The sequence below is a fragment of the Gordonia sp. VNK1 genome, from assembly GCF_040049135.1.
Taxonomy (GTDB): Bacteria; Actinomycetota; Actinomycetes; order Mycobacteriales; family Mycobacteriaceae; genus Gordonia; species Gordonia oleivorans.
The window spans coordinates 77,909-97,135 of the sequence record NZ_JBDZDJ010000022.1 but is presented as its reverse complement, the minus strand read 5'-3'; the positions used below and the strand labels follow the sequence as shown (position 1 = coordinate 97,135).

General features: G+C 66.2%; 16 protein-coding genes. 12 read left to right on the top strand and 4 right to left on the bottom strand.

All coding sequences use genetic code 11. The features are described 5' to 3' along the window. Window positions 1-192 precede the first annotated feature (192 nt). Window positions 193-2,745 (top strand): ATP-dependent chaperone ClpB, encoded by a 2,553-nt coding sequence (clpB, locus tag ABLE94_RS21565; RefSeq protein WP_348809796.1) that lies wholly within the window; start codon window positions 193-195, stop codon window positions 2,743-2,745. Window positions 2,746-2,830: 85 nt separating this feature from the next. Here the strand turns inward: clpB and ABLE94_RS21560 are convergent, their stop codons facing one another. Then, window positions 2,831-3,148: a hypothetical protein gene (locus ABLE94_RS21560; protein ID WP_348807050.1), complete on the bottom strand. Its 318-nt coding sequence runs from the start codon at window positions 3,146-3,148 to the stop codon at window positions 2,831-2,833. A 301-nt stretch (window positions 3,149-3,449) separates the two neighbouring features. On the opposite strand from ABLE94_RS21560, the gene ABLE94_RS21555 reads away from it, so the two are divergent. Together ABLE94_RS21555 and ABLE94_RS21550 are read left to right on the top strand one after the other, a co-directional pair. After that, on the top strand, window positions 3,450-4,046 hold the full coding sequence (locus ABLE94_RS21555; RefSeq protein WP_348807051.1) for a DNA-3-methyladenine glycosylase I: 597 nt from the start codon (window positions 3,450-3,452) through the stop codon (window positions 4,044-4,046). A gap of 129 nt (window positions 4,047-4,175) precedes the next feature. Continuing rightward, on the top strand, window positions 4,176-5,234 hold the full coding sequence (locus tag ABLE94_RS21550; RefSeq protein ID WP_348807052.1) for an oxygenase MpaB family protein: 1,059 nt from the start codon (window positions 4,176-4,178) through the stop codon (window positions 5,232-5,234). On the opposite strand, the gene sigK is transcribed toward ABLE94_RS21550, so the two are convergent. Continuing rightward, entirely contained in the window at window positions 5,235-5,801 is a 567-nt protein-coding gene (gene sigK, locus ABLE94_RS21545; protein ID WP_348807053.1) for an ECF RNA polymerase sigma factor SigK, read from the bottom strand. A 223-nt stretch (window positions 5,802-6,024) separates the two neighbouring features. Between sigK and ABLE94_RS21540 the strand changes: the two genes are divergently transcribed. After that, window positions 6,025-6,429 (top strand): PPOX class F420-dependent oxidoreductase, encoded by a 405-nt coding sequence (locus ABLE94_RS21540; RefSeq protein ID WP_348807054.1) that lies wholly within the window; start codon window positions 6,025-6,027, stop codon window positions 6,427-6,429. Between the two features lie 28 nt (window positions 6,430-6,457). Here ABLE94_RS21540 and ABLE94_RS21535 read toward each other — a convergent pair whose 3' ends face one another. Next, the gene (locus tag ABLE94_RS21535; protein ID WP_348807055.1) at window positions 6,458-6,979 is read right to left on the bottom strand and encodes a DUF6611 family protein; all 522 of its coding nucleotides are present in this window, start codon (window positions 6,977-6,979) and stop codon (window positions 6,458-6,460) included. Window positions 6,980-7,323: 344 nt separating this feature from the next. On the opposite strand from ABLE94_RS21535, the gene ABLE94_RS21530 reads away from it, so the two are divergent. The 8 genes from ABLE94_RS21530 (at window position 7,324) to ABLE94_RS21495 (ending at window position 17,756) form a co-directional block, all read left to right on the top strand. Continuing rightward, a complete protein-coding gene (locus ABLE94_RS21530) occupies window positions 7,324-7,422 on the top strand; it encodes a potassium-transporting ATPase subunit F (protein ID WP_348807056.1) in 99 nt (32 codons plus the stop codon). 6 nt (window positions 7,423-7,428) lie between these two features. After that, window positions 7,429-9,297, top strand: a complete 1,869-nt coding sequence (kdpA, locus tag ABLE94_RS21525; RefSeq protein ID WP_348807057.1) for a potassium-transporting ATPase subunit KdpA — start codon at window positions 7,429-7,431, stop codon at window positions 9,295-9,297. Continuing rightward, window positions 9,294-11,453, top strand: a complete 2,160-nt coding sequence (kdpB, locus tag ABLE94_RS21520; RefSeq protein ID WP_425476257.1) for a potassium-transporting ATPase subunit KdpB — start codon at window positions 9,294-9,296, stop codon at window positions 11,451-11,453. The genes kdpA and kdpB overlap by 4 nt, the downstream gene beginning before the upstream one ends. 5 nt (window positions 11,454-11,458) lie before the next feature. After that, window positions 11,459-12,082, top strand: a complete 624-nt coding sequence (locus tag ABLE94_RS21515) for a potassium-transporting ATPase subunit C (protein ID WP_348809795.1) — start codon at window positions 11,459-11,461, stop codon at window positions 12,080-12,082. Window positions 12,083-12,091: 9 nt separating this feature from the next. Further along, window positions 12,092-14,656: a DUF4118 domain-containing protein gene (locus ABLE94_RS21510; protein WP_348809794.1), complete on the top strand. Its 2,565-nt coding sequence runs from the start codon at window positions 12,092-12,094 to the stop codon at window positions 14,654-14,656. Next, entirely contained in the window at window positions 14,649-15,344 is a 696-nt protein-coding gene (locus ABLE94_RS21505) for a response regulator (RefSeq protein ID WP_348809793.1), read from the top strand. Before ABLE94_RS21510 ends, ABLE94_RS21505 begins: the two co-directional genes overlap by 8 nt. Window positions 15,345-15,528: 184 nt before the next feature. Further along, entirely contained in the window at window positions 15,529-16,251 is a 723-nt protein-coding gene (locus ABLE94_RS21500; protein ID WP_348809792.1) for a GntR family transcriptional regulator, read from the top strand. Window positions 16,252-16,358: 107 nt separating this feature from the next. Continuing rightward, the gene (locus tag ABLE94_RS21495) at window positions 16,359-17,756 is read left to right on the top strand and encodes an MFS transporter (protein WP_348809791.1); all 1,398 of its coding nucleotides are present in this window, start codon (window positions 16,359-16,361) and stop codon (window positions 17,754-17,756) included. A 295-nt stretch (window positions 17,757-18,051) separates the two neighbouring features. On the opposite strand, the gene ABLE94_RS21490 is transcribed toward ABLE94_RS21495, so the two are convergent. Then, the gene (locus ABLE94_RS21490) at window positions 18,052-19,197 is read right to left on the bottom strand and encodes a M20 family metallopeptidase (RefSeq protein ID WP_348809804.1); all 1,146 of its coding nucleotides are present in this window, start codon (window positions 19,195-19,197) and stop codon (window positions 18,052-18,054) included. Between the last annotated feature and the right edge of the window lie 30 nt (window positions 19,198-19,227).

The following is a 19,227-nucleotide window of genomic DNA, read 5'->3' as shown; positions in this document are numbered from 1 at the left end:
CGAGCCGCCGATCCAGGAAAAGCGTCCGCCAGTCCAGAAACGGACCGCGCGCGGCAGCAACGGTAATGTGATCACCATCACAATCACGAGAATACTTGAGCGGAATGGACTCAACTCTACTCGCGTTGACACCACCGAACGGCCATACTTGAGCCGTACCGACTTAATAATGTAGAGAAAGGTGCACACGAAGTGGACAGCTTCACCCCCACCACCAAGACACAGCAGGCGCTCAGCGCTGCGGTGGCTGCGGCGGCCGCTGCCGGCAATCCTGACGTGCGGCCTGCCCATATCCTGGTTGCTCTGCTCGATCAGTCCGACGGAATCGCTTCGCCCCTGCTCAAGGCGGTGGGAGTGGACCCATCGGCGGTTCGTACGCAGGCCCAGGCCATGGTTGACCGCGCGCCGACGGTGTCGAGCGCGAGCGCGCAGCCCCAGCTTTCCCGCGAGTCGATCGCGGCCGTCAGTGCCGCGCAGCAACTCGCAACAGAATTGAACGATGAGTACGTCTCCACCGAGCACCTCGTCGTCGGTCTGGCGACCGGTGATTCCGATGTCGCCAAGCTGCTTCACAACGTCGGTGCGACGCCGCAGGCGTTGCGCGAGGCGTTTGTTGCCGTCCGCGGGAATGCCCGCGTGACCTCCGAGGATCCCGAGTCGACCTATCAGGCGCTCGAGAAGTACTCGACCGACCTCACCAAGGCCGCCCGTGAGGGCAAGCTCGATCCGGTGATCGGCCGTGACTCCGAGATCCGTCGCGTCGTGCAGGTGCTCTCCCGTCGTACCAAGAACAACCCGGTCCTCATCGGTGAGCCCGGCGTCGGCAAGACCGCCATCGTCGAAGGGCTCGCCCAGCGGATCGTCGAGGGCGACGTCCCGGAGTCGTTGCGCAACAAGACCGTCATCTCGCTGGACCTCGGCTCGATGGTCGCCGGTGCCAAGTACCGCGGCGAATTCGAGGAACGTCTCAAGGCCGTCCTCGACGAGATCAAGGGATCGGCTGGACAGGTCATCACCTTCATCGACGAGCTGCACACCATCGTGGGTGCTGGTGCCACCGGCGATTCCGCGATGGACGCCGGCAACATGATCAAGCCGATGCTGGCCCGTGGCGAGCTGCGACTGGTCGGTGCCACCACGCTGGAGGAGTACCGCCAGTACATCGAGAAGGATGCCGCTCTCGAGCGTCGCTTCCAGCAGGTGTACGTCGGTGAGCCCAGCGTCGAAGATGCCATCGGTATCCTGCGTGGCCTCAAGGAACGGTACGAGGTGCACCACGGTGTGCGCATCACCGATTCCGCATTGGTCGCTGCCGCAACGCTTTCCGACCGCTACATCACCTCGCGGTTCCTGCCGGACAAGGCCATCGACCTGGTCGACGAGGCCGCGTCGCGGTTGCGGATGGAGATCGATTCGCGCCCCGTCGAGATTGACGAGGTCGAACGCATCGTCCGCCGTCTCGAGGTGGAAGAGGTTGCGCTGCAAAAGGAGCACGACGAGGCGTCGAAGGCGCGGCTGGACAAGCTGCGTCAGGAGCTGGCCGACCAGAAGGAGAAGCTCAACGAGCTCTCCGCTCGCTGGCAGTCGGAGAAGACCGCCATCGACGCGGTCCGCGACACCAAGGAAGAGCTGGAACGCCTTCGCGGAGAAGCCGATCGCGCCGAGCGTGACGGTGATCTGGGACGGGCCGCCGAGCTGCGCTACGGCAAGATCCCCGGTCTGGAGAAGGAACTCGAGGCCGCGATCGAGAAGAGCGGCACCGATCCCGACGGTGACGTGATGTTGCAGGAGGAGGTCGGACCCGACGACGTCGCACAGGTCGTGTCGGCGTGGACGGGTATCCCCGCCGGCAAGATGCTGGAGGGCGAGACTGCGAAACTGCTTCGGATGGAAGAGGAACTGGGTCACCGGGTCATCGGCCAGACCGACGCCGTGGTCGCGGTGTCGGACGCGGTACGGCGAGCCCGTGCCGGTGTCGCCGATCCCAACCGGCCACTCGGATCGTTCCTGTTCCTCGGGCCGACCGGTGTCGGCAAGACCGAGCTCGCCAAGGCATTGGCGGAGTTCCTGTTCGACGACGAACGCGCGATGGTGCGTATCGACATGAGTGAGTACGGCGAAAAGCACGCCGTCGCACGGCTTGTCGGTGCCCCTCCGGGGTACGTCGGCTACGAGCAGGGCGGTCAGCTGACCGAGGCGGTGCGTCGTCGCCCGTACACGGTGGTGCTCTTCGACGAGGTCGAAAAGGCCCACCCGGACGTCTTCGACATACTGCTGCAGGTTCTCGACGAGGGACGCCTGACCGACGGCCAGGGCCGTACCGTGGACTTCCGCAACACCATCCTCATCCTCACCTCGAACCTCGGTTCCGGTGGCAACGAGGAGCAGGTGATGGCGGCGGTGCGCGCGGCCTTCAAGCCGGAGTTCATCAACCGACTCGACGACGTGGTGATCTTCCAGGCTCTCAGCCCGGAGGAACTGGTGTCCATCGTCGACATCCAGCTGGCACAACTGCAGAAGCGGCTGGCCCAGCGTCGCCTCGAACTCGAGGTCACGCCCAAGGCCAAGGAATGGCTGGCGGAGCGGGGATTCGATCCGCTCTACGGCGCACGTCCGCTGCGGCGGCTCGTGCAGCAGGCCATCGGCGACCAGCTCGCCAAGGCACTGCTGGCCGGCGACATCCGCGACGGCGACGTCGTGCCGGTGAACGTCTCCGCCGACGGCGAAGGCCTGGTGCTCGGCTGATCTGAGCAATGTGACTGAGCCGCAAGGTTTCCCGACAGGGGGCCTTGCGGCTCAGTTCTTTTCTGGTGCCGAACGGCCGAGGATGTCAGCCGGGATGGATGATCCCGCCGATGTTGACCGGCGGCAGCGCCCGCACCACCACCATCAGCGGTGCGCAATAAAACGTGCTCGACATGCACACGAATCGGCCGGTCTTGTCGTAATTCCACGCATCACCGTGGAACGACCAGGTGAGGCCATCCGGTGACGGCTGCATCGGGCACTGCGAGGGCCGTACGCCCTTGCACGGTCCCTCGATGTGATTGGGGCCGACAGGGTAAGCGGACGCGGTGGGCGCAGCGCCGATGCTGATCGCGAGTACGGCGCCGGCGACGGCCACGGCGCGGGAAAGTGAGTGCTTCATGTCGTATCCCTTCGGGAAAAAATGATAACGCCGCGACGGGTGGAGTGGTGGTGATCGGGGCGGTTGGGCCGGGGTCGGTTGTCGTTGTCGTGTCACCTGGTCTCGACGCCTCCTCAGCTTCGCTTCGTCGGGCTCGACCGGCGGTGGGGGCATCGGGTGGATCGGCGGTGGGGTGTCGGGCTCGACCGGCGGTGGGGGTCGTCGGGGTGGATCGGGGTGGGGATGGTCGGGCTCGGCCGGCGGCGGACCGGGACTGTCGGTGCCGGTGGGTAACGTCGTGGCCAATCCGAGGGAGGTAGCGATGACGGATGTGATCGTCGGCGATGACGGCAGGGCGCGGTGTGTATGGGCGGCGGTCGAACCCGAGACGACCTATCACGACACCGAGTGGGGATTCCCGCTCTCGGGTGACACCGCCCTGTTCGAACGGGTCTGTCTCGAGGGTTTCCAGTCGGGGCTGAGTTGGCGCACCATCCTGAACAAACGGGAGAACTTCCGAAAAGCGTTCAGTGGCTTCGACATTCCCACGGTGGCGCGGTTCACCGACGCCGATGTCGCGCGCCTGCTGGGTGATGCCGGCATCATCCGGCACCGCGGCAAGATCGAGGCGGCCATCAACAATGCCCGCCACGCCGAAGGGCTCATCGACGAGCGCGGATCACTGGAGGCGTTCTTCTGGGAGTACGCGCCCGGTGACGATCACGAGCCGGGGTCGATGACCACCTCGCCCGAGTCCACGGCCCTGTCGACGGATCTGAAGAAGCGCGGCTGGCGGTTCGTCGGGCCGACGACGATGTTCGCGCTCATGCAGGCCGCCGGCTTCGTCAACGATCACGCCCATGAGTGCGTGATCAGGCCGACGGTCGCGGCCGCGATCGCGGCTCACCCGCGGCCGTAGCGGGGCGAAGCGATCATCTCGTTTCGGCCGGGCCTATGGTCCCGGTTTGGCCACGAGGTGTTGACCACGTCACAGAGCGGGCCTAGATTCGATCTGGAAACGATCGTTATCAGAAAAGGGGGTCGCAAGATGGCGACGCATACGATGGCTCCGGTTGTTCGTGCGGCACGGGGACACGTTCACACGCCCAAACGCCCGTATCTGCCGCTGCCGCACGGCCGTCGGCATCCGACCACCATGGTGGAGCTCATCACGGTTGTCGGTCTGACCAGTGGCGTGGCCAACATCATCATGCAACTGTCGTTGCCTCCCGTCGGCCACGGAGTCAACGAGAGTCGAGTCGCATCGGGCAGTCCGCGGCGATATCCGATGAAGCGCTCGCGCACCACCGGCACCTACCTGTCCGTCGCGCTGCTGGGCACCCAGGAGGAAAAGGACGACCTGCGTAAGCACATCGTCGAGATGCACACGCCGGTGGTGTCGACTCCGGAGAGCCCGGTGCGGTACAGCGGCAACAGCCCCGAACTGCAACTGTGGGTGGCCGCCTGCCTGTTCCGCTTCTACCTCGATCAATACCAGCTGCTTTACGGCGAGCTGCCCGAGGCCGATCTCGACGTGCTGACGCGCGCCGCCGAACCGCTGGCCACCGGTGTCAATGTGCGGCCGTCGCAATGGCCGCAGAGCTGGGCGGAGTTCACCGAGTACTGGGACACCGTGGTGCCGAACCTCTCTATCGCGCCGGCGGTGCGTCAGGACTTCGAGACGCTGTCGAACCTCGAGTTCGTCCTGGAGGCGTGGGGACCCGTGGGCAAGGCGTTCCCGGCGATCCTGGGCAATCACTTCGAGTTCATGACCAAGGGAAATCTCCCGCCCGAGTTCCGCGAACTGATGGGCTGGGAGTGGTCGGAAGGCGCTCAGAAGAAGTTCGATCGCACCCTGCGCCGGATGCGAACGTTCGATCAGCTCGGGGGACGCTACCTGGCGCTGGGACTCGTCTGGTCGTACATGATCGACTACCGGATCCGGCGCCGCCTCGACGTCCCCGTCCTGGGCAAGCTGCGCGTCTCCGACCTGCCCGTCAAGGACGGCGGTGGCCTGCGGACCATCGCACGCCTGACGAGCCGGAAATCGGCCCGAAAGGCAACGACGGAGAAGGCGACCAGGAAGTCGTCGGGTTGCCCGTTCTGATCACGCAGCGAGATCGGTGACCTGCGGTGCAAGCCGCTTGAGGCCCTGGCGGATTCGTGATTTCACCGTCGGTAGGGCGACGCCGAGGTGGTCGGCGACCTCGCGGTAGGTGAGGCCCTGGAAGTACGCCAACTCGATGGCCTCCCGCTGCAGGGGAGTGAGCAGGCCGAGGACCGAACGGATCGTGCGAGCGAGTTCCCTGCGCTCGGACAACTCGATGACGACGTCGCGGTCGGCTCGGTCGGCGTGCTCGGTGGTGCCGTAGGTGAGGGTGCGCCGCTTGGACGCGGCCTCCGAACGCACCCGGTCCACCGCCCGACGATGGGCCAGGGTCATCAGCCAGCTGATCGCCGATCCCTGCTCGGCGTCGAACGACGCGGACGACCGCCAGACCGCGAGGTACACCTCCTGGGTGACCTCCTCGCTGTGGCCCGGGTCGCGTAGGACGCGCAGCACCATGCCGTACACCCGGGAACTGGTGAGGTCATAGAGGTCGGCGAACGCCGCGTGATCGCCGCCGGCGGTCCGGGTGAGGAGGATGTCGATGTCATCGAGTTGGGTTCGCATGAGTCGGTCTCCCTCGTGAGCGGCTGGTCGGTGTTGCCGCTGCAGTGGCGTGATGCCGACTGGGAGGCTGACCCGGTGTCTACGACGCTAGGCGCCGACACCGGGCGGATTACTGTTCAGCACGAAACCGCGACGCGATAGCAACGATGATCACGGATTGATAACGAAGGTGGGTCGGCGCAACCGGCGATGGTGCAGTCCGCGGGTCAGTAGGCTGGTCGTCGTGACGCCAGGCGATCCGACCCCACCCTTCGATGCCGCGACCGATGCGAAGTATGTGCAGCTCACGACGTTCCGCAAGAACGGCAACGCCGTGGCGTCACCACTGTGGGCAGCCTCCGACGGAGACAATCTCTACATGTGGACGGTGACCGACTCGTGGAAGGTCAAACGCATCCGCAACAACCCGAGTGTGATCGTGCAGGGATGCGATGCGCGTGGCCGGAAACTGATCGGTCAACCGGTGAACGGCACCGCCGAGGTCCTCGATGCCGCGGGCACCGAGAGGGCCCGCGCACTCATCTCCGGCAAGTACGGAATTCTCGGGTGGCTCACGATCAAGGCCAGCCTGCTGCGACGCGGCAAGGACGGCACGATCGGTGTGCGAATCACGCCGGCCGCCGGCTGACGAACCAGCGCCGCGCGGGCCAGGGGAATCAGACCTTCGCCGTCACCCGGTGCCGGGCAGTGGCGATCTGCTCGTGGCACCGTGCCCAGATCGCCTCGTGGTCGACCGGCGTCATCCGCCCGGCGGCCACCTCGCGATCGGCGGTGCGTAGCTCGCCGGCAGCCTTCTCGATGATGCGTCGCGTGACCAGGTCCTCCAGACCCTGTCCCGGCCCCGACCACGATTCGAGGATGCACATGCGATGCCGGCAGGTCGCCGTGCGTCGTTGAATCGGAACCACGACGGCCACCGCCACCGCGGCGCCGACGGCCACCCCGATCGCGGCATGCACACCGGACTTGGCTGCCGCGCAGATGCCGGCGATCAGCGCCAGCGCCACCACCGCGGGCACCCACCGCCACAACCGCAACCATCGCAGTTGCTCCGGACTGGTCCCGGGCGGATAGATCACCAGGCGATGCCGAACCCACTGACGGGCGTATCCGACCTGCACGTATCCCCAGACCGCGTCGCCCGCGACGACGGGTCGGCGGCACTCGATCTCACTCATGTCATCCGGAGTAGTCCGGCTTCGGCCACCCCGGCGTGTTCCTGACCAGATCTCAACGCCGGCAACCGAATTCTTGACGACTTCTTGACGGGCGCAGGTGCCCGCGGAGGCGCCCGCGAAAGGGGCGTCAACAAGTCGTCGGATCGCGTATGGATCTCGTTAAGAGGTCTTCCGACGCGCGGCGCGCGGCCGCATCATCGCTGGGTGCGTGATCCCACCGGGTCGCGTGAGGAATGTCTGTGAGGAGTTTGCGTCATGGCCGATGGCCTGTATGTGCTCGCCGCGGTGGTGGGCTTCGCCCTGTGCGTCCTGGTGGTCCAGGGCGTCGACACCAGGACACGTCGATGACCGCGGACGGCGTCGAGACGGTTGTCCTGCTGGCGCTGTCGGCGATGGTCGTGGTGTACCTGCTGTGCGCCCTGATCTTCCCGGAAAGGTTCTGATCGGCCGTGAACCCAACTGCAGCTGCGGTGGCACAGGTGGCCACCGTCGTCCTCGTCCTGGCGGCCGCCTACATTCCGCTGGGCGACTACATGGCACGCGTCTACCGATCCGATCGGGACCTCGCCGTCGAGCGTGGTATGTACCGGATCGCCCGCGTCGACCCGCGTCAGTCGCAGACATGGAAGGGCTACACCCTTGCGGTGCTGGCCTTTTCGCTGATCTCGTTCCTCTTCCTGTACCTGCTGCAGCGTCTGCAGACAGTGCTGCCATGGTCGGACGGTAAACCCGGCGTCGACCCGTCGATCGCGTTCAACACCGCGATCTCCTTTGTCACCAACACCAACTGGCAGTCGTACTCGCCGGAGGTGGTGATGAGCAATCTGACGCAGATGCTCGGCCTGGCGGTGCAGAACTTCGTCTCCGCCGCGGTCGGGATGGCCGTCGCGGTGGCGTTGATCCGCGGGTTGGTGAACCGGCGGGGAACCGGGCAGATCGGCAACTTCTGGGTCGATCTGGTGCGCGGAAATCTGCGAATCCTGTTGCCGCTGGCGGTGATTGTCGCATTCATCCTGTTGACCCAGGGCGTCGTGCAGTCGTTGCACAGCGGATTCGGGTTCTCGGTGTTCGGCGGCGAATCGTCGCGCAGCCTGGTCGGGCCGTTCGCTTCTCAGGAGGCGATCAAGGAACTCGGCACCAATGGCGGTGGAAGCCTGTCGGCGAACTCCGCGCATCCCTTCGAGAATCCGACACCGTTGTCCAATGTCGTTGAGATCATTGCGCTTCTGCTCATCCCGGTGTGTCTGACCCGGACCTACGGAACGCTGGTCGGTGATCGTCGTCAGGGCCTGACCCTGGTGGCCGTCATGGGCTCCATCTGGGCGGGGATGCTCGCCGTCGTGTGGTGGTTCGAGACGCACCCGAATGGTGTGGCCGCGAACCTGGCCGGCGCGATGATGGAAGGCAAGGAACAACGATTCGGGATACCGGCCTCGGCACTGTTCGCGGTGTCGACGACGGGAACCTCCACCGGCGCCGTCGATGGCGCCCACGACAGCTTCTCCGCCGGTGGCGGAGGTGCCCTCATCTGGAACATGCTGCTCGGCGAGGTCGCGCCCGGCGGTGTCGGTTCGGGCCTCTACGGCTTGCTGATCCTCTCGGTCATCACCGTGTTCGTCGGCGGATTGCTGGTCGGGCGTTCGCCGGAGTTCCTCGGAAAGAAGGTCGGGCAGAACGAGATCACGATGGCCGCGTTGTACATCCTCGTCATGCCGGCCCTGGTGTTGACCGGCACGGGTATCAGCGTCGTCATGGGAGCGACACTCGACGCCCAGGGCAACGGTGGGGATCCCGGATCGCCGGGGTCCATCCACGGGTTCAGCGAGGTGCTCTACGCCTACGCCTCGGCCGCGAACAACAACGGCAGTGCCTTCGGCGGATTGACGGTGACCAGCGACTGGTTCCAGACCTCGCTCGGACTCGCGATGCTGCTGGGTCGTTTCCTGCCCATCGTGTTCGTCCTCGCTCTCGCCGGATTGTTCGCCGGACAGAAGGGGCGGGTCGCCCAGTCGACGGAAAAGGGCGCCCACTCGACGGGAATGGGTGCCCACTCGACGGAAAAGGGCGCCCACTCGACGGAAAAGGGTGCCCACTCGACGGAAAAGAGCGCCCAGTCGACGGAAAAGAGCGCCCAGTCGACGGGGGGCGGCGGCGGCGTTGCTGTCGCGGAAAGGGTTGCGGTGGAGAAGAACGCGTCGACCCTGCCCACCCACGGCGTGCTGTTCGGTGCGCTGTTGCTCGGCACGACGTTGCTCGTCGCCGGACTCACCTTCTTCCCGGCCATGGCGCTGGGACCCATCGCGGAGGCACTCCTGTGAGCGTTGATCTGACCGACAAGACTCTCGATTCCGAGATATCACCTCCCGTCGGGGACGGCCCGGACGAGCCGGGGTTGGTGACGCAGGGTGCGTTTGACGCCCGGTCGCTGATCACCTCGTTGCCGCAGGCGGCGCGGAAGCTGAATCCTCGTGCGCAGGCACGTAATCCGGTGATGTTCGTGGTCTATCTGGGGTCGATCGTGACCACGCTGCTCGCGATCTGGCAGCCGTCGTGGTTCGCCTGGCTGATCACCGCGTGGCTGTGGTTCACCGTCCTGTTCGCCAATCTCGCCGAGGCCGTCGCCGAAGGCCGCGGTCGCGCGCAGGCCGACAGCCTGCGAAAGGTGAAGCAGGACACCATGGCGCGCCGAATCTCAACCAGCGGTGCGATCGACACGGTGGCCGGCAGCGCCCTGCGTGTCGGTGACCGCATCGTCGTCGAGGCCGGTGAGGTCATCGCCGGTGACGGCGACGTCGTCGAGGGTATTGCGACGGTGGATGAGTCGGCCATCACCGGCGAATCTGCTCCGGTGGTGCGGGAATCCGGAGGTGACCGTTGTGCCGTGACCGGCGGTACCGTCGTGCTGTCGGACCGTATCGTCGTGGAGATCACCGCCGAACCCGGACAGACCTTCGTCGACCGGATGATCTCGCTGGTCGAGGGCGCCGCACGTAAGAAGACGCCCAACGAGATCGCCCTGGACATCCTGCTGGCAAGCCTCACCATCATCTTCCTGCTCGCCGTCGTCGCCGTCGGTCCCATGCAGCAGTACGCCGGGCAGTCGCCCGACCCGGTCAAGCTGATCGCGCTGCTGGTCTGCCTGATTCCGACAACCATCGGGGCACTGCTCAGTTCGATCGGCATCGCCGGCATGGATCGGCTCGTGCAGCGCAACGTCCTGGCCATGTCCGGCCGGGCGGTGGAGGCCGCCGGTGACATCGACACCCTGCTGCTGGACAAGACCGGCACCATCACCTACGGCAATCGGCGCGCCACCGAACTGCATGCGGCACCCGGTGTCTCGACACCGGAGCTCGCCGAGGTCGCCTACCGCTGCAGCATCGCCGACGACACCCCGGAGGGACGCAGCATCGTCGAACTGTGTGTCGGCGTGTACGGGGTGGACACCTTGGACGCGGGGACCATCGCGGCCGGGCGGCGTCGCGACCATCCGAGCTTCGAGGTCGTGCCGTTCACCGCGGAGACACGGATGAGCGGAATCGATCTTCATCTGCCGGCCGACGACGGTGGCGGCATCGTCGAGTACCGCAAGGGTGCCGCCGACGCGGTGACGCGCTGGGTGGCCGAGCACGGTGGCGCGGTGGCGCCGGAGGTGTCGGCGACGGTGACGTCGGTGTCCAGCGCGGGGGCCACTCCGTTGGTGGTCGCACAGCGTGCCGCCGACTGCGAACCGCGCGTGCTGGGTGTCATCCAGCTCTCCGACGTGGTCAAACCCGGTATGGCGCAGCGGTTTGCGCAGTTGCGGGCGATGGGTATCCGCACGGTGATGGTGACCGGCGACAATCCGCTGACGGCGCAGGCCATCGCCGCCGAGGCCGGCGTCGACGACTTCGTCGCGGAGGCGACCCCGGAGAACAAGCTGGCGCTGATCCGGTCCGAGCAGGCCGGTGGGCGGCTCGTCGCGATGACCGGCGACGGCACCAACGACGCACCGGCGCTGGCACAGGCGGATGTGGGGGTCGCGATGAACACCGGGACGTCGGCGGCCAAGGAGGCCGGCAACATGGTCGACCTCGATTCCGACCCGACCAAGCTCATCGAGGTGGTGGCCGTCGGCAAGCAACTGCTCATCACCCGTGGGGCGTTGACGACGTTCTCGCTGGCCAATGACCTCGCCAAGTACTTCGCGATCCTGCCTGCACTGTTCGTCGGCATCTATCCGCAACTCGACTCGCTCAACATCATGCGGTTGCATTCGGCGCAGTCGGCCATCGTCTCCGCGGTCGTGTTCAACGCGTTGATCATCGTGGCGCTCATCCCGCTGTCGTTGCGGGGAGTCCGGTACCGGCCCAGTTCGGCGTCGCGGCTGCTCGGACGCAATCTGCTCGTGTACGGCGTCGGCGGTGTGATCACCCCGTTCGTGGGGATCTGGCTGATCGACCTCGTCGTGCGTTTCATCCCGGGAATGGGGTAAGGAACATGAAGACAATCATCACCGGGTTCGCCCGGCAATGTAGTGCCGCGGTGCTGATCCTGGCCGCGCTCACCGCAATCCTGGGCGTGGGGTATCCGGCGGTCGTGTGGGCGGCCTCGCGGATCGACTCGTCGTCGGCCGAGGGATCGCAGGTCACCGACGCGCGTGGATGTCCGGCGGGTTCGACGCTGATCGGTGTCGACCCGCAGGTGCCTGCGGGACAACCGGATTCGTATCTACATGCCCGCGTGCTGGGTTCGGCCGATGACCCGATGGCCACCGGTGACCCGTCGGCGTCGGCGGCATCCAACCAGGGACCCAACAGCGAGACGCTGGCGCGCAACATCGAGGCCCGACGCACTGTGATCGCGCAGCGCGAAGATGTTGCCCCCGAGCAGGTTCCGGTGGATGCGGTCACCGGATCCGGTTCCGGACTCGATCCGCACATCAGCCCCGAGTATGCGGCGCTGCAGATCCCGCGGATCGCCCGCAACAGTGATCGCTCCGAGGCGCAGGTGCGCGAGATCGTCGACCGCTACACCGAGGGCAGGCAATGGGGATACCTCGGGCAGCCGCGCGTCAACGTCCTCGAGGTGAACCTCGCGTTGGGGCACACCGTCTGCGGATAGACTTCGAGGATGGTCATCGCAGGTGAGGGCCGAGGGCGCCTCGAGGTCTTCCTCGGGTGCGCCCCCGGTGTCGGCAAGACCTACGAAATGCTCGCCGGGGCACGCGGGTTGGTCGACGAGGGTGTCGACGTGGTGGTCGCCGTGGTCGAGACGCACGGCCGGGCGGCCACCGCGGCCATGGTCGACGGACTGGAGGTCGTCCCGCGCCACGAAGTCACCCATCGGGGCACCACCCTGTCGGAGATGGATCTCGCCGCGGTGCTGGCGCGTCGTCCGCAGGTGGCACTGGTCGACGAGCTGGCGCACACCAATGCGCCCGGTTCGGTCAACGCCAAACGCCGGCAGGACATCGAGGATCTGCGCGACGCCGGGATCGACGTGCTGACCACCGTCAACATCCAGCACCTGGAAAGCCTCAACGACGTCGTCGAACAGATCACCGGCGTGGTGCAACGCGAGACGGTTCCCGACGACGTGGTGCGCGCCGCCGATCAGATCGAGCTCGTCGACATCGCCCCGGAAGCGTTGCGGCAACGGCTCACCGCGGGCAAGGTGTATGCCGCCGGACGGATCGACGGCGCACTCACCAACTACTTCCGGCAGGGCAACCTGACGGCGTTGCGGGAACTCGCGCTGCTGTGGCTGGCCGATCAGGTCGACGACAACCTGGCCGACTACCGTGCGGCACATGCCATCACCGATACCTGGGAGGCACGCGAACGGGTCGTCGTGGCCATCACCGGTGGGCCGGAATCGGCCACCCTGCTGCGGCGGGCCAGCCGGATCGCGTCGCGGTCGAGTGCGGAGTTGGTGGCGGTCCACGTGATTCGTGGGGACGGCCTGTCCGGCGCCGCGGATCTGAACGAATTGCGCGACCTCGCAGCGGGATTCAAGGCGCGCATCCACACCGTCGTCGGCGACGACATCCCGTCGACGCTGCTCGACTTCGCGCGCGGGGTCAACGCCACCCAGTTGGTGCTGGGGACATCCCGGCGACCGCGCTGGAAACGGATCTTCGACGAGGGCGTCGGCGCCACCGTCGTCAGTTCCAGCGGGCGCATCGATGTGCACATGGTGACCCACGACGAGACCCGGCGCAGGTCGCGACTCGACATCCGCGACACCCGGTTTCATCGGCCGCTGAGTTGGTTGGCGGCACTGGTCATTCCGCTCGTGATGACCGGGGTACTCGCATTTCTGGATCGGTGGTTGGGCTTCGCGTCGGAATCGGCACTGTTCTTCGTGGCGGTGCTGGCGGTGTCGATGCTCGGCGGTGTCGGGCCTGCGGCGTTGTCGGCGGTGGTGTCGGGTCTGCTGCTCAACTACTTCTTCACCGATCCGCGGTTCACCTTCACCATCGCCGAACCCGACAACATGATCACCATTCTGGTGTTGCTGGTGGTGGCCATTGCGGTTGCGGTGCTGGTGGATTCGGCCACCGTGCGGAGGGTGCAGGCGCAGCGGGCGGGTCGTGACGCGGAACTGCTGGCCCTGTTCAGTGATGCGGTGCTCGGTGGTGCCGGTGTCGGCGGGCTGCTGGAGAAGGTGCGCGAGACCTACGATCAGCGGGCGGTCGCGGTGGTGCGCACCGAGTCCGCCACGACGCATCGGGTGGCCGCGGCCGTGGGTGAGCGGCCGCCGACGAGTCCCGAGCAGGCCGACACGGTGTGTCCGGTACCGGGTGGGGAGTTCGAGTTGTTGCTGGCCGGACCGGCTGTCGGTGGGCGGGACCGTCGGGTGTTGACCTCCGTGGCAACGCAGGCCGCCGCGGCGGTGCGACGCAGCGACCTCGAGGCGCAGGCCGCCCAGGCGCGGGCGCTGGCGCAGACCGACGAGTTGCGGCGGGCGTTGCTCTCGGCGGTGAGTCATGACCTGCGCACACCGTTGGCCGGTGCCAAGGCGGCGGTGTCGAGCCTGCGCAGTACCGACGTCACCTTCGGTCCCGAGGACACCGCCGAACTGCTGGCCACCATCGAAGAATCGGTGGATCAGCTCGCGGCACTGATCAGCAACCTGCTGGACTCCACGCGGCTCGCTGCGGGAGCGGTGCGGCCGCAGCGTCGACGGACCTATCTGGTGGAGGTCCTTCATCGCGCTGTCGCGACCGTGACGCGGCGAGAACCGGGCAATCCCGAGGTGCGGATGACCTTCGGCACCGTGTGGGCCGATACCGACGGCGGATTGCTGGAGCGGGCGGTGGCCAACCTCATCGACAACGCGGTGCGGCACGGCGGGGGGGAGGTGGAGGTCGAGGTGGCGCCGGAGGTATCGGAGGGTGGCGAGTCACAGACGGTGATCCGGGTGATCGATCACGGAGCGGGAATCCCACCGGATCGCCGGGATCAGGTGTTCGCACCCTTCACCCAGGGCGGTGACCGCAATGGCGCCGACGGTGGTGTGGGCCTGGGATTGTCGGTGGCCGCCGGATTCGTCTCGGCGATCGGTGGCACGCTGGCGGTGGTCGACACGCCGGGAGGTGGGACGACGATGGTGATCACGTTGCCGACCTCCGAGGCGGTGCACGATGATGTCGCGGTGCAGGGTGACGGGGTCGGGGAGGTCGTCGATGGGTGACGGGGTGCGGGTGCTCGTCGTCGACGATGAGCCACAGTTGTTGCGAGCATTGCGGATCAATCTGGCGGCGCGGGGTTTTCAGGTCACCACCGCCTCGACCGGGGCGTCGGCTCTGGCGGCCGCGGCGAAAACCAACCCGCAGGTCGTTGTGCTGGATCTCGGACTTCCCGACATCGATGGCATCACCGTCCTGCAAGGGCTGCGTGGGTGGACCAACGTTCCGGTGATCGTGCTCTCGGCGCGGGGCGAATCCGTCGACAAGGTGGCCGCACTCGACGCCGGTGCCGATGACTACGTCACCAAACCCTTTGGGATGGAAGAGTTTCTCGCGCGGCTGCGTGCGGCGGTCCGGCGTGGTGCCGCGGTGTCGGATACCCCGGGTTCGGCGGTGGTGGATGCCGGTGGATTCGTCGTGGACCTGACCGCCAAACAGGTGACGCGTTCCGGCGAGCCGGTGCATCTCACGCCGACCGAGTGGGGAATTCTGGAGTTGTTGGTGCGCAACGAGGGAAAGTTGGTGTCCCAGCGCGACATTCTCGGCGCGGTGTGGGGGCCGTCGTATCTCAATCAGTCCAACTATCTGCGGGTGTATCTGGCGAGTCTGCGCCGCAAACTCGAGGACGATCCCGGTCACCCCGTGCATCTGCTGACCGAGGCCGGGATGGGGTACCGATTCGTGCGGGGATGAATCGTCGGTGTGGTTGCCAGGCGCCGCGACATCCGAGTAGATTGTCAACAATCGCACAATGGTAGTGCGAGTTGTGGGCTTGTCGGATCGACGCGTGAAGTAGCTGGTCAGGATGGGATTCGCGTTGGATGTCCAGCGCGAAGCTGACATTGCGGCCGGTGAAGAGTAAGAAGGTAGAGCAGAGATGGCGGATGCGCGCTCACGAGGCCGGGGTGACTCGACCTCGGGACGCACACGGGTGTTGGCGCCGATCGTGCAGGAATCGACACCGGCGATCATCGCCCGCAAGTTGCATGAGGCCATCGCCGACGGTAGTTTTCCGCCTGGTTCGCAACTGACGGAATCAGGCCTGGCGGCCGATCTCGGGGTCAGCCGCGGTCCGTTGCGCGAGGCGATGCAACGCCTCACCGCAGAAGGTCTGCTGGTGAGTCACCGCAACCGCGGACTGTTCGTCGTCTCGATGGATGATGACGACATTCGGGACATGTACATTGCGCGAACCGCGGTGGAGCGGGCGGCAATCGAGCAGGTCATTGCACACGACGACCCGGAATCGATTGCGGCCCTGTCCGACGCGGTCGTACTGATGCGCGAGTACGCCGACGACCCCAACGGGCCCGACATGGCCGAGGCCGACATGGTGTTTCACCAGACGTTGGTGGAACATGCTCGAAGTCAGCGGCTTTCGCGCCTGCACGAGACGATTCTCGTGGAGACACGGATGTGCCTGCGGGCGATGCGGGGAACGTACTCCTCGGGAAAGGACCGAATCGACGAACACCAGGCATTGGTGGACGCCATCGCGGCAGGAGATGCGCCGGCGGCCGACGTGCTGATGATCGAACACATGAGGGACGGGCTGCACCGTTTGATCGGTGACGCCGCGGCAGGAGAAGAAGTCTCCTAGACCGGTTGGTCATCGCCCTCGAGGACCGAGGTACGTCCGAGATCATCGCCCACCGATGTGAGTCAGCCCGAGAACAACTGGCCCCCGACTCCACCAGAGAGGCACAGATGACCACGGCAAACTCCTCGGCCAGCTTCGAGGACCTCGCACCCGATCCGGAGTCGCGAGAAGGAAAAGCGCTGCTCCGTAAGGCAATCGGGGCGTCAGCGATCGGCAACGCCACCGAGTGGTACGACTACGGCGTCTACGCCGCCACCACCACCTATCTCACCCAGGCCTTCTTTCCCGGCCATCTCGGCACCATCGGCACGATGCTCGGATTCGCGATCTCGTTTGTGCTCCGCCCCCTCGGCGGCATGATCTGGGGACCGATCGGCGATCGCATCGGACGAAAGTCGGTGCTGGCCATCACGATCATTCTGATCTCACTGGCCACCGCCCTGATCGGTGTGCTGCCCACACATGCCGTGGCCGGCGTCTGGGCACCGATCCTGCTGATCGCCCTGCGCGTGATTCAGGGATTCTCCACCGGCGGCGAATACGGCGGCGCCGCCACATTCATGGCCGAGTACGCGCCCGACCGCAAGCGCGGCCGGTTCGGTTCCTTCCTCGAATTCGGCACCCTCGCCGGATTCTCCGCGGGCACCGCGTTTGTGCTGCTGCTGGAGGTGTTGCTCAGCGACGAGCAGATGCAGACGTGGGGCTGGCGCCTCCCGTTCCTCATCGCGCTGCCGATGGGTCTGATCGGCCTGTATCTGCGGTCGCAGATGGAGGACACCCCCGTCTTCCAGGAACTCGAGCAGGACAACGAGATCACCGGCACGGCGTGGACCCGGTTCAAGGACCTGCTGAGCAACTACTGGCGTCCGATTCTGATCATGTTCGGCATGGTGATTGCCCTCAACGTGGTGAACTACACGCTGCTCGCGTATCAGCCGACGTATCTGAAGAGCACGATCGGGTTGTCGGAGTCGTCGGGTTCGACGGTCGTGCTGATCGGCCAGCTGGTGATGATGGTGATGATCCCGTTCTTCGGTGCCTGGTCGGATTCGACCGGACGCAAACCCATGTGGTGGGGATCGTTGATCGGACTGTTCGTCCTGTCGCTGCCCTTGTACTGGCTCATGGGTCAGGGATTCGCCTGGGCCATCGTCGGATTCGTCATCCTCGGATTGCTCTACATTCCGCAGCTGTCGACGATCTCGGCGACCTTTCCGGCGATGTTCCCCACCCAGGTGCGATATGCGGGATTCGCGATCTCCTACAACGTCGCGACCGCGGCTTTCGGTGGTACCGCACCACTCGTCAACGACGCGGTGGTCGACTCGACCGGCTGGAATCTGTTCCCCGCGGTGTACATGATGGGCGCCTGCGCCATCGGCATGGTCGCGCTGGTCTTCCTCAAGGAGACCGCCGGTTGCTCGATTCGCGGCACCGAGATACCGGAACGCACAGAAGATCTCGAGGTGTCGGAAGGCGCCGGGGTGCTCTCCGGTCGGCGGTAGGTGCGTCCTCAGCCGGCGGGGTGACCGCCCGCTGGTTGTGAGCCATGTCCGCTGGTCGAGCTGACCGGAGCGTTAGCCTTGCGTTGAGCTTCGTCGTAACGGAGGTCGTGTCGAGGCCTGGTGGGTTGGGGCTGGGAAGTCTTGGGCTGGCTGTGTTTTCGGGTTGCGGTGGTCTCGAGGCTCGTCGCCCTGGGGGCTCCTCGCACCTCGACCAGCGGGGGTGGGTGGTCTCGACCTCGACAAGCTCGGCCCGGCGGATACGCCCTCGTTCCTCGCGGCTACTCGACCGACGGTCTCAGCCGAGTAGGTCCTGCGCCATCAGTGCGTATGCCGTTGCAGCCGTGCGCAGGTCGGCGATACGGACCATCTCGTCGGGCTGGTGGGCTTGGGTGTTGATCTCGCCCGGGCCGAAGACGATTGCCGGAATACCCTTGTCGCGGCTGATGAATCCGCCGTCGCAGGCGGCGGTCCAGCCGCCTACGGTGGTGGGGGCGCCGATGGCAGACATCGTGTCGACGGCGGTGGTCACCAGGCGGTGATCGGCGGGGGTTTCGAAACCCGGCATCTCCATCGTCACCTTGACCTCGACACCGATACCGCCGGTATCGATGCCGGCGTCGTGAATACGCGTACGCAGCCAGGCGGCGATGTCGTGGGCGTCCTCGTCGGGCATCAGTCGCCGATCGATACCGAGCGACGCCATCGGGGCGACCACCGAAATACCTTGTCCGCCTGCGATAGTGCCGACATTCCATGTACCCGAACCCAGTAGGCCCTGCGCGGACCCGACCATCGCGACATGATCGGCGCGGATGAGATCGACGATGGCGGCGGCCGCGTAGATGGCGCTGGCGCCGTCATCGGGGCGGCCGGAATGTGCTGCGCGACCCGTGATGTCGACCTCGATGTAGGAGGCGCCGCGGCAACCGCGTACCACGGTGAGGCCGGTGGGTTCGGCGACCACACAGCCGAGGTACTCCCCGGATGGGCGCCGAACGAAGTCGCGGACACCGGCGCCGTGTTCCTCCTCGTCGACGGTACAGACCAGCGTCACCGGCCCGGACAAGATGGCGCCGGAGCGAGACAGTGCCGACATGGCCGCCACCACCGCGGCCAGACCGCCCTTCATGTCTGTGCTGCCGCGTCCGAGGATCGTGCCATCGACGACGCGGGCACGGTACGGATCGCCGGACCACCCGGGTCCGGCGGGGACGACGTCGGAGTGCCCGAGGAACATCAACCCGGGGCCGTCGCCGCCCGGCAACGTGGCGACGAGATTGGGGCGCCCGGGTGCCACCTCCTGCGTCGACACGGTGAAACCGGCTTTCTGGCAAGCCTTTTCCAACACACCGACGGCCTCTGCCTCGGTGCCACCGGGATTCTCGCTGGGTGCCCCGACGAGCGCCACGGTCAGTGCGATGAGCTCGTCGACGTCGATCATCGTCGACGTGGCTGCCGCACCGGATTCGCT

Bases quoted from the DNA above. Each gene is read 5' to 3' on its own strand.
- ABLE94_RS21505 (WP_348809793.1), top strand. From the start codon at position 14,649: ATGGGTGACGGGGTGCGGGTGCTCGTCGTCGACGATGAGCCACAGTTG.
- ABLE94_RS21550 (WP_348807052.1), top strand. From the start codon at position 4,176: ATGGCGACGCATACGATGGCTCCGGTTGTTCGTGCGGCACGGGGACAC.
- ABLE94_RS21535 (WP_348807055.1), bottom strand. From the start codon at position 6,979: ATGAGTGAGATCGAGTGCCGCCGACCCGTCGTCGCGGGCGACGCGGTC.
- ABLE94_RS21560 (WP_348807050.1), bottom strand. From the start codon at position 3,148: ATGAAGCACTCACTTTCCCGCGCCGTGGCCGTCGCCGGCGCCGTACTC.
- ABLE94_RS21495 (WP_348809791.1), top strand. From the start codon at position 16,359: ATGACCACGGCAAACTCCTCGGCCAGCTTCGAGGACCTCGCACCCGAT.
- ABLE94_RS21555 (WP_348807051.1), top strand. From the start codon at position 3,450: ATGACGGATGTGATCGTCGGCGATGACGGCAGGGCGCGGTGTGTATGG.
- ABLE94_RS21510 (WP_348809794.1), top strand. From the start codon at position 12,092: ATGGTCATCGCAGGTGAGGGCCGAGGGCGCCTCGAGGTCTTCCTCGGG.
- ABLE94_RS21530 (WP_348807056.1), top strand. From the start codon at position 7,324: ATGACCGCGGACGGCGTCGAGACGGTTGTCCTGCTGGCGCTGTCGGCG.
- ABLE94_RS21515 (WP_348809795.1), top strand. From the start codon at position 11,459: ATGAAGACAATCATCACCGGGTTCGCCCGGCAATGTAGTGCCGCGGTG.
- ABLE94_RS21500 (WP_348809792.1), top strand. From the start codon at position 15,529: ATGGCGGATGCGCGCTCACGAGGCCGGGGTGACTCGACCTCGGGACGC.
- ABLE94_RS21490 (WP_348809804.1), bottom strand. From the start codon at position 19,197: ATGATCGACGTCGACGAGCTCATCGCACTGACCGTGGCGCTCGTCGGG.
- sigK (WP_348807053.1), bottom strand. From the start codon at position 5,801: ATGCGAACCCAACTCGATGACATCGACATCCTCCTCACCCGGACCGCC.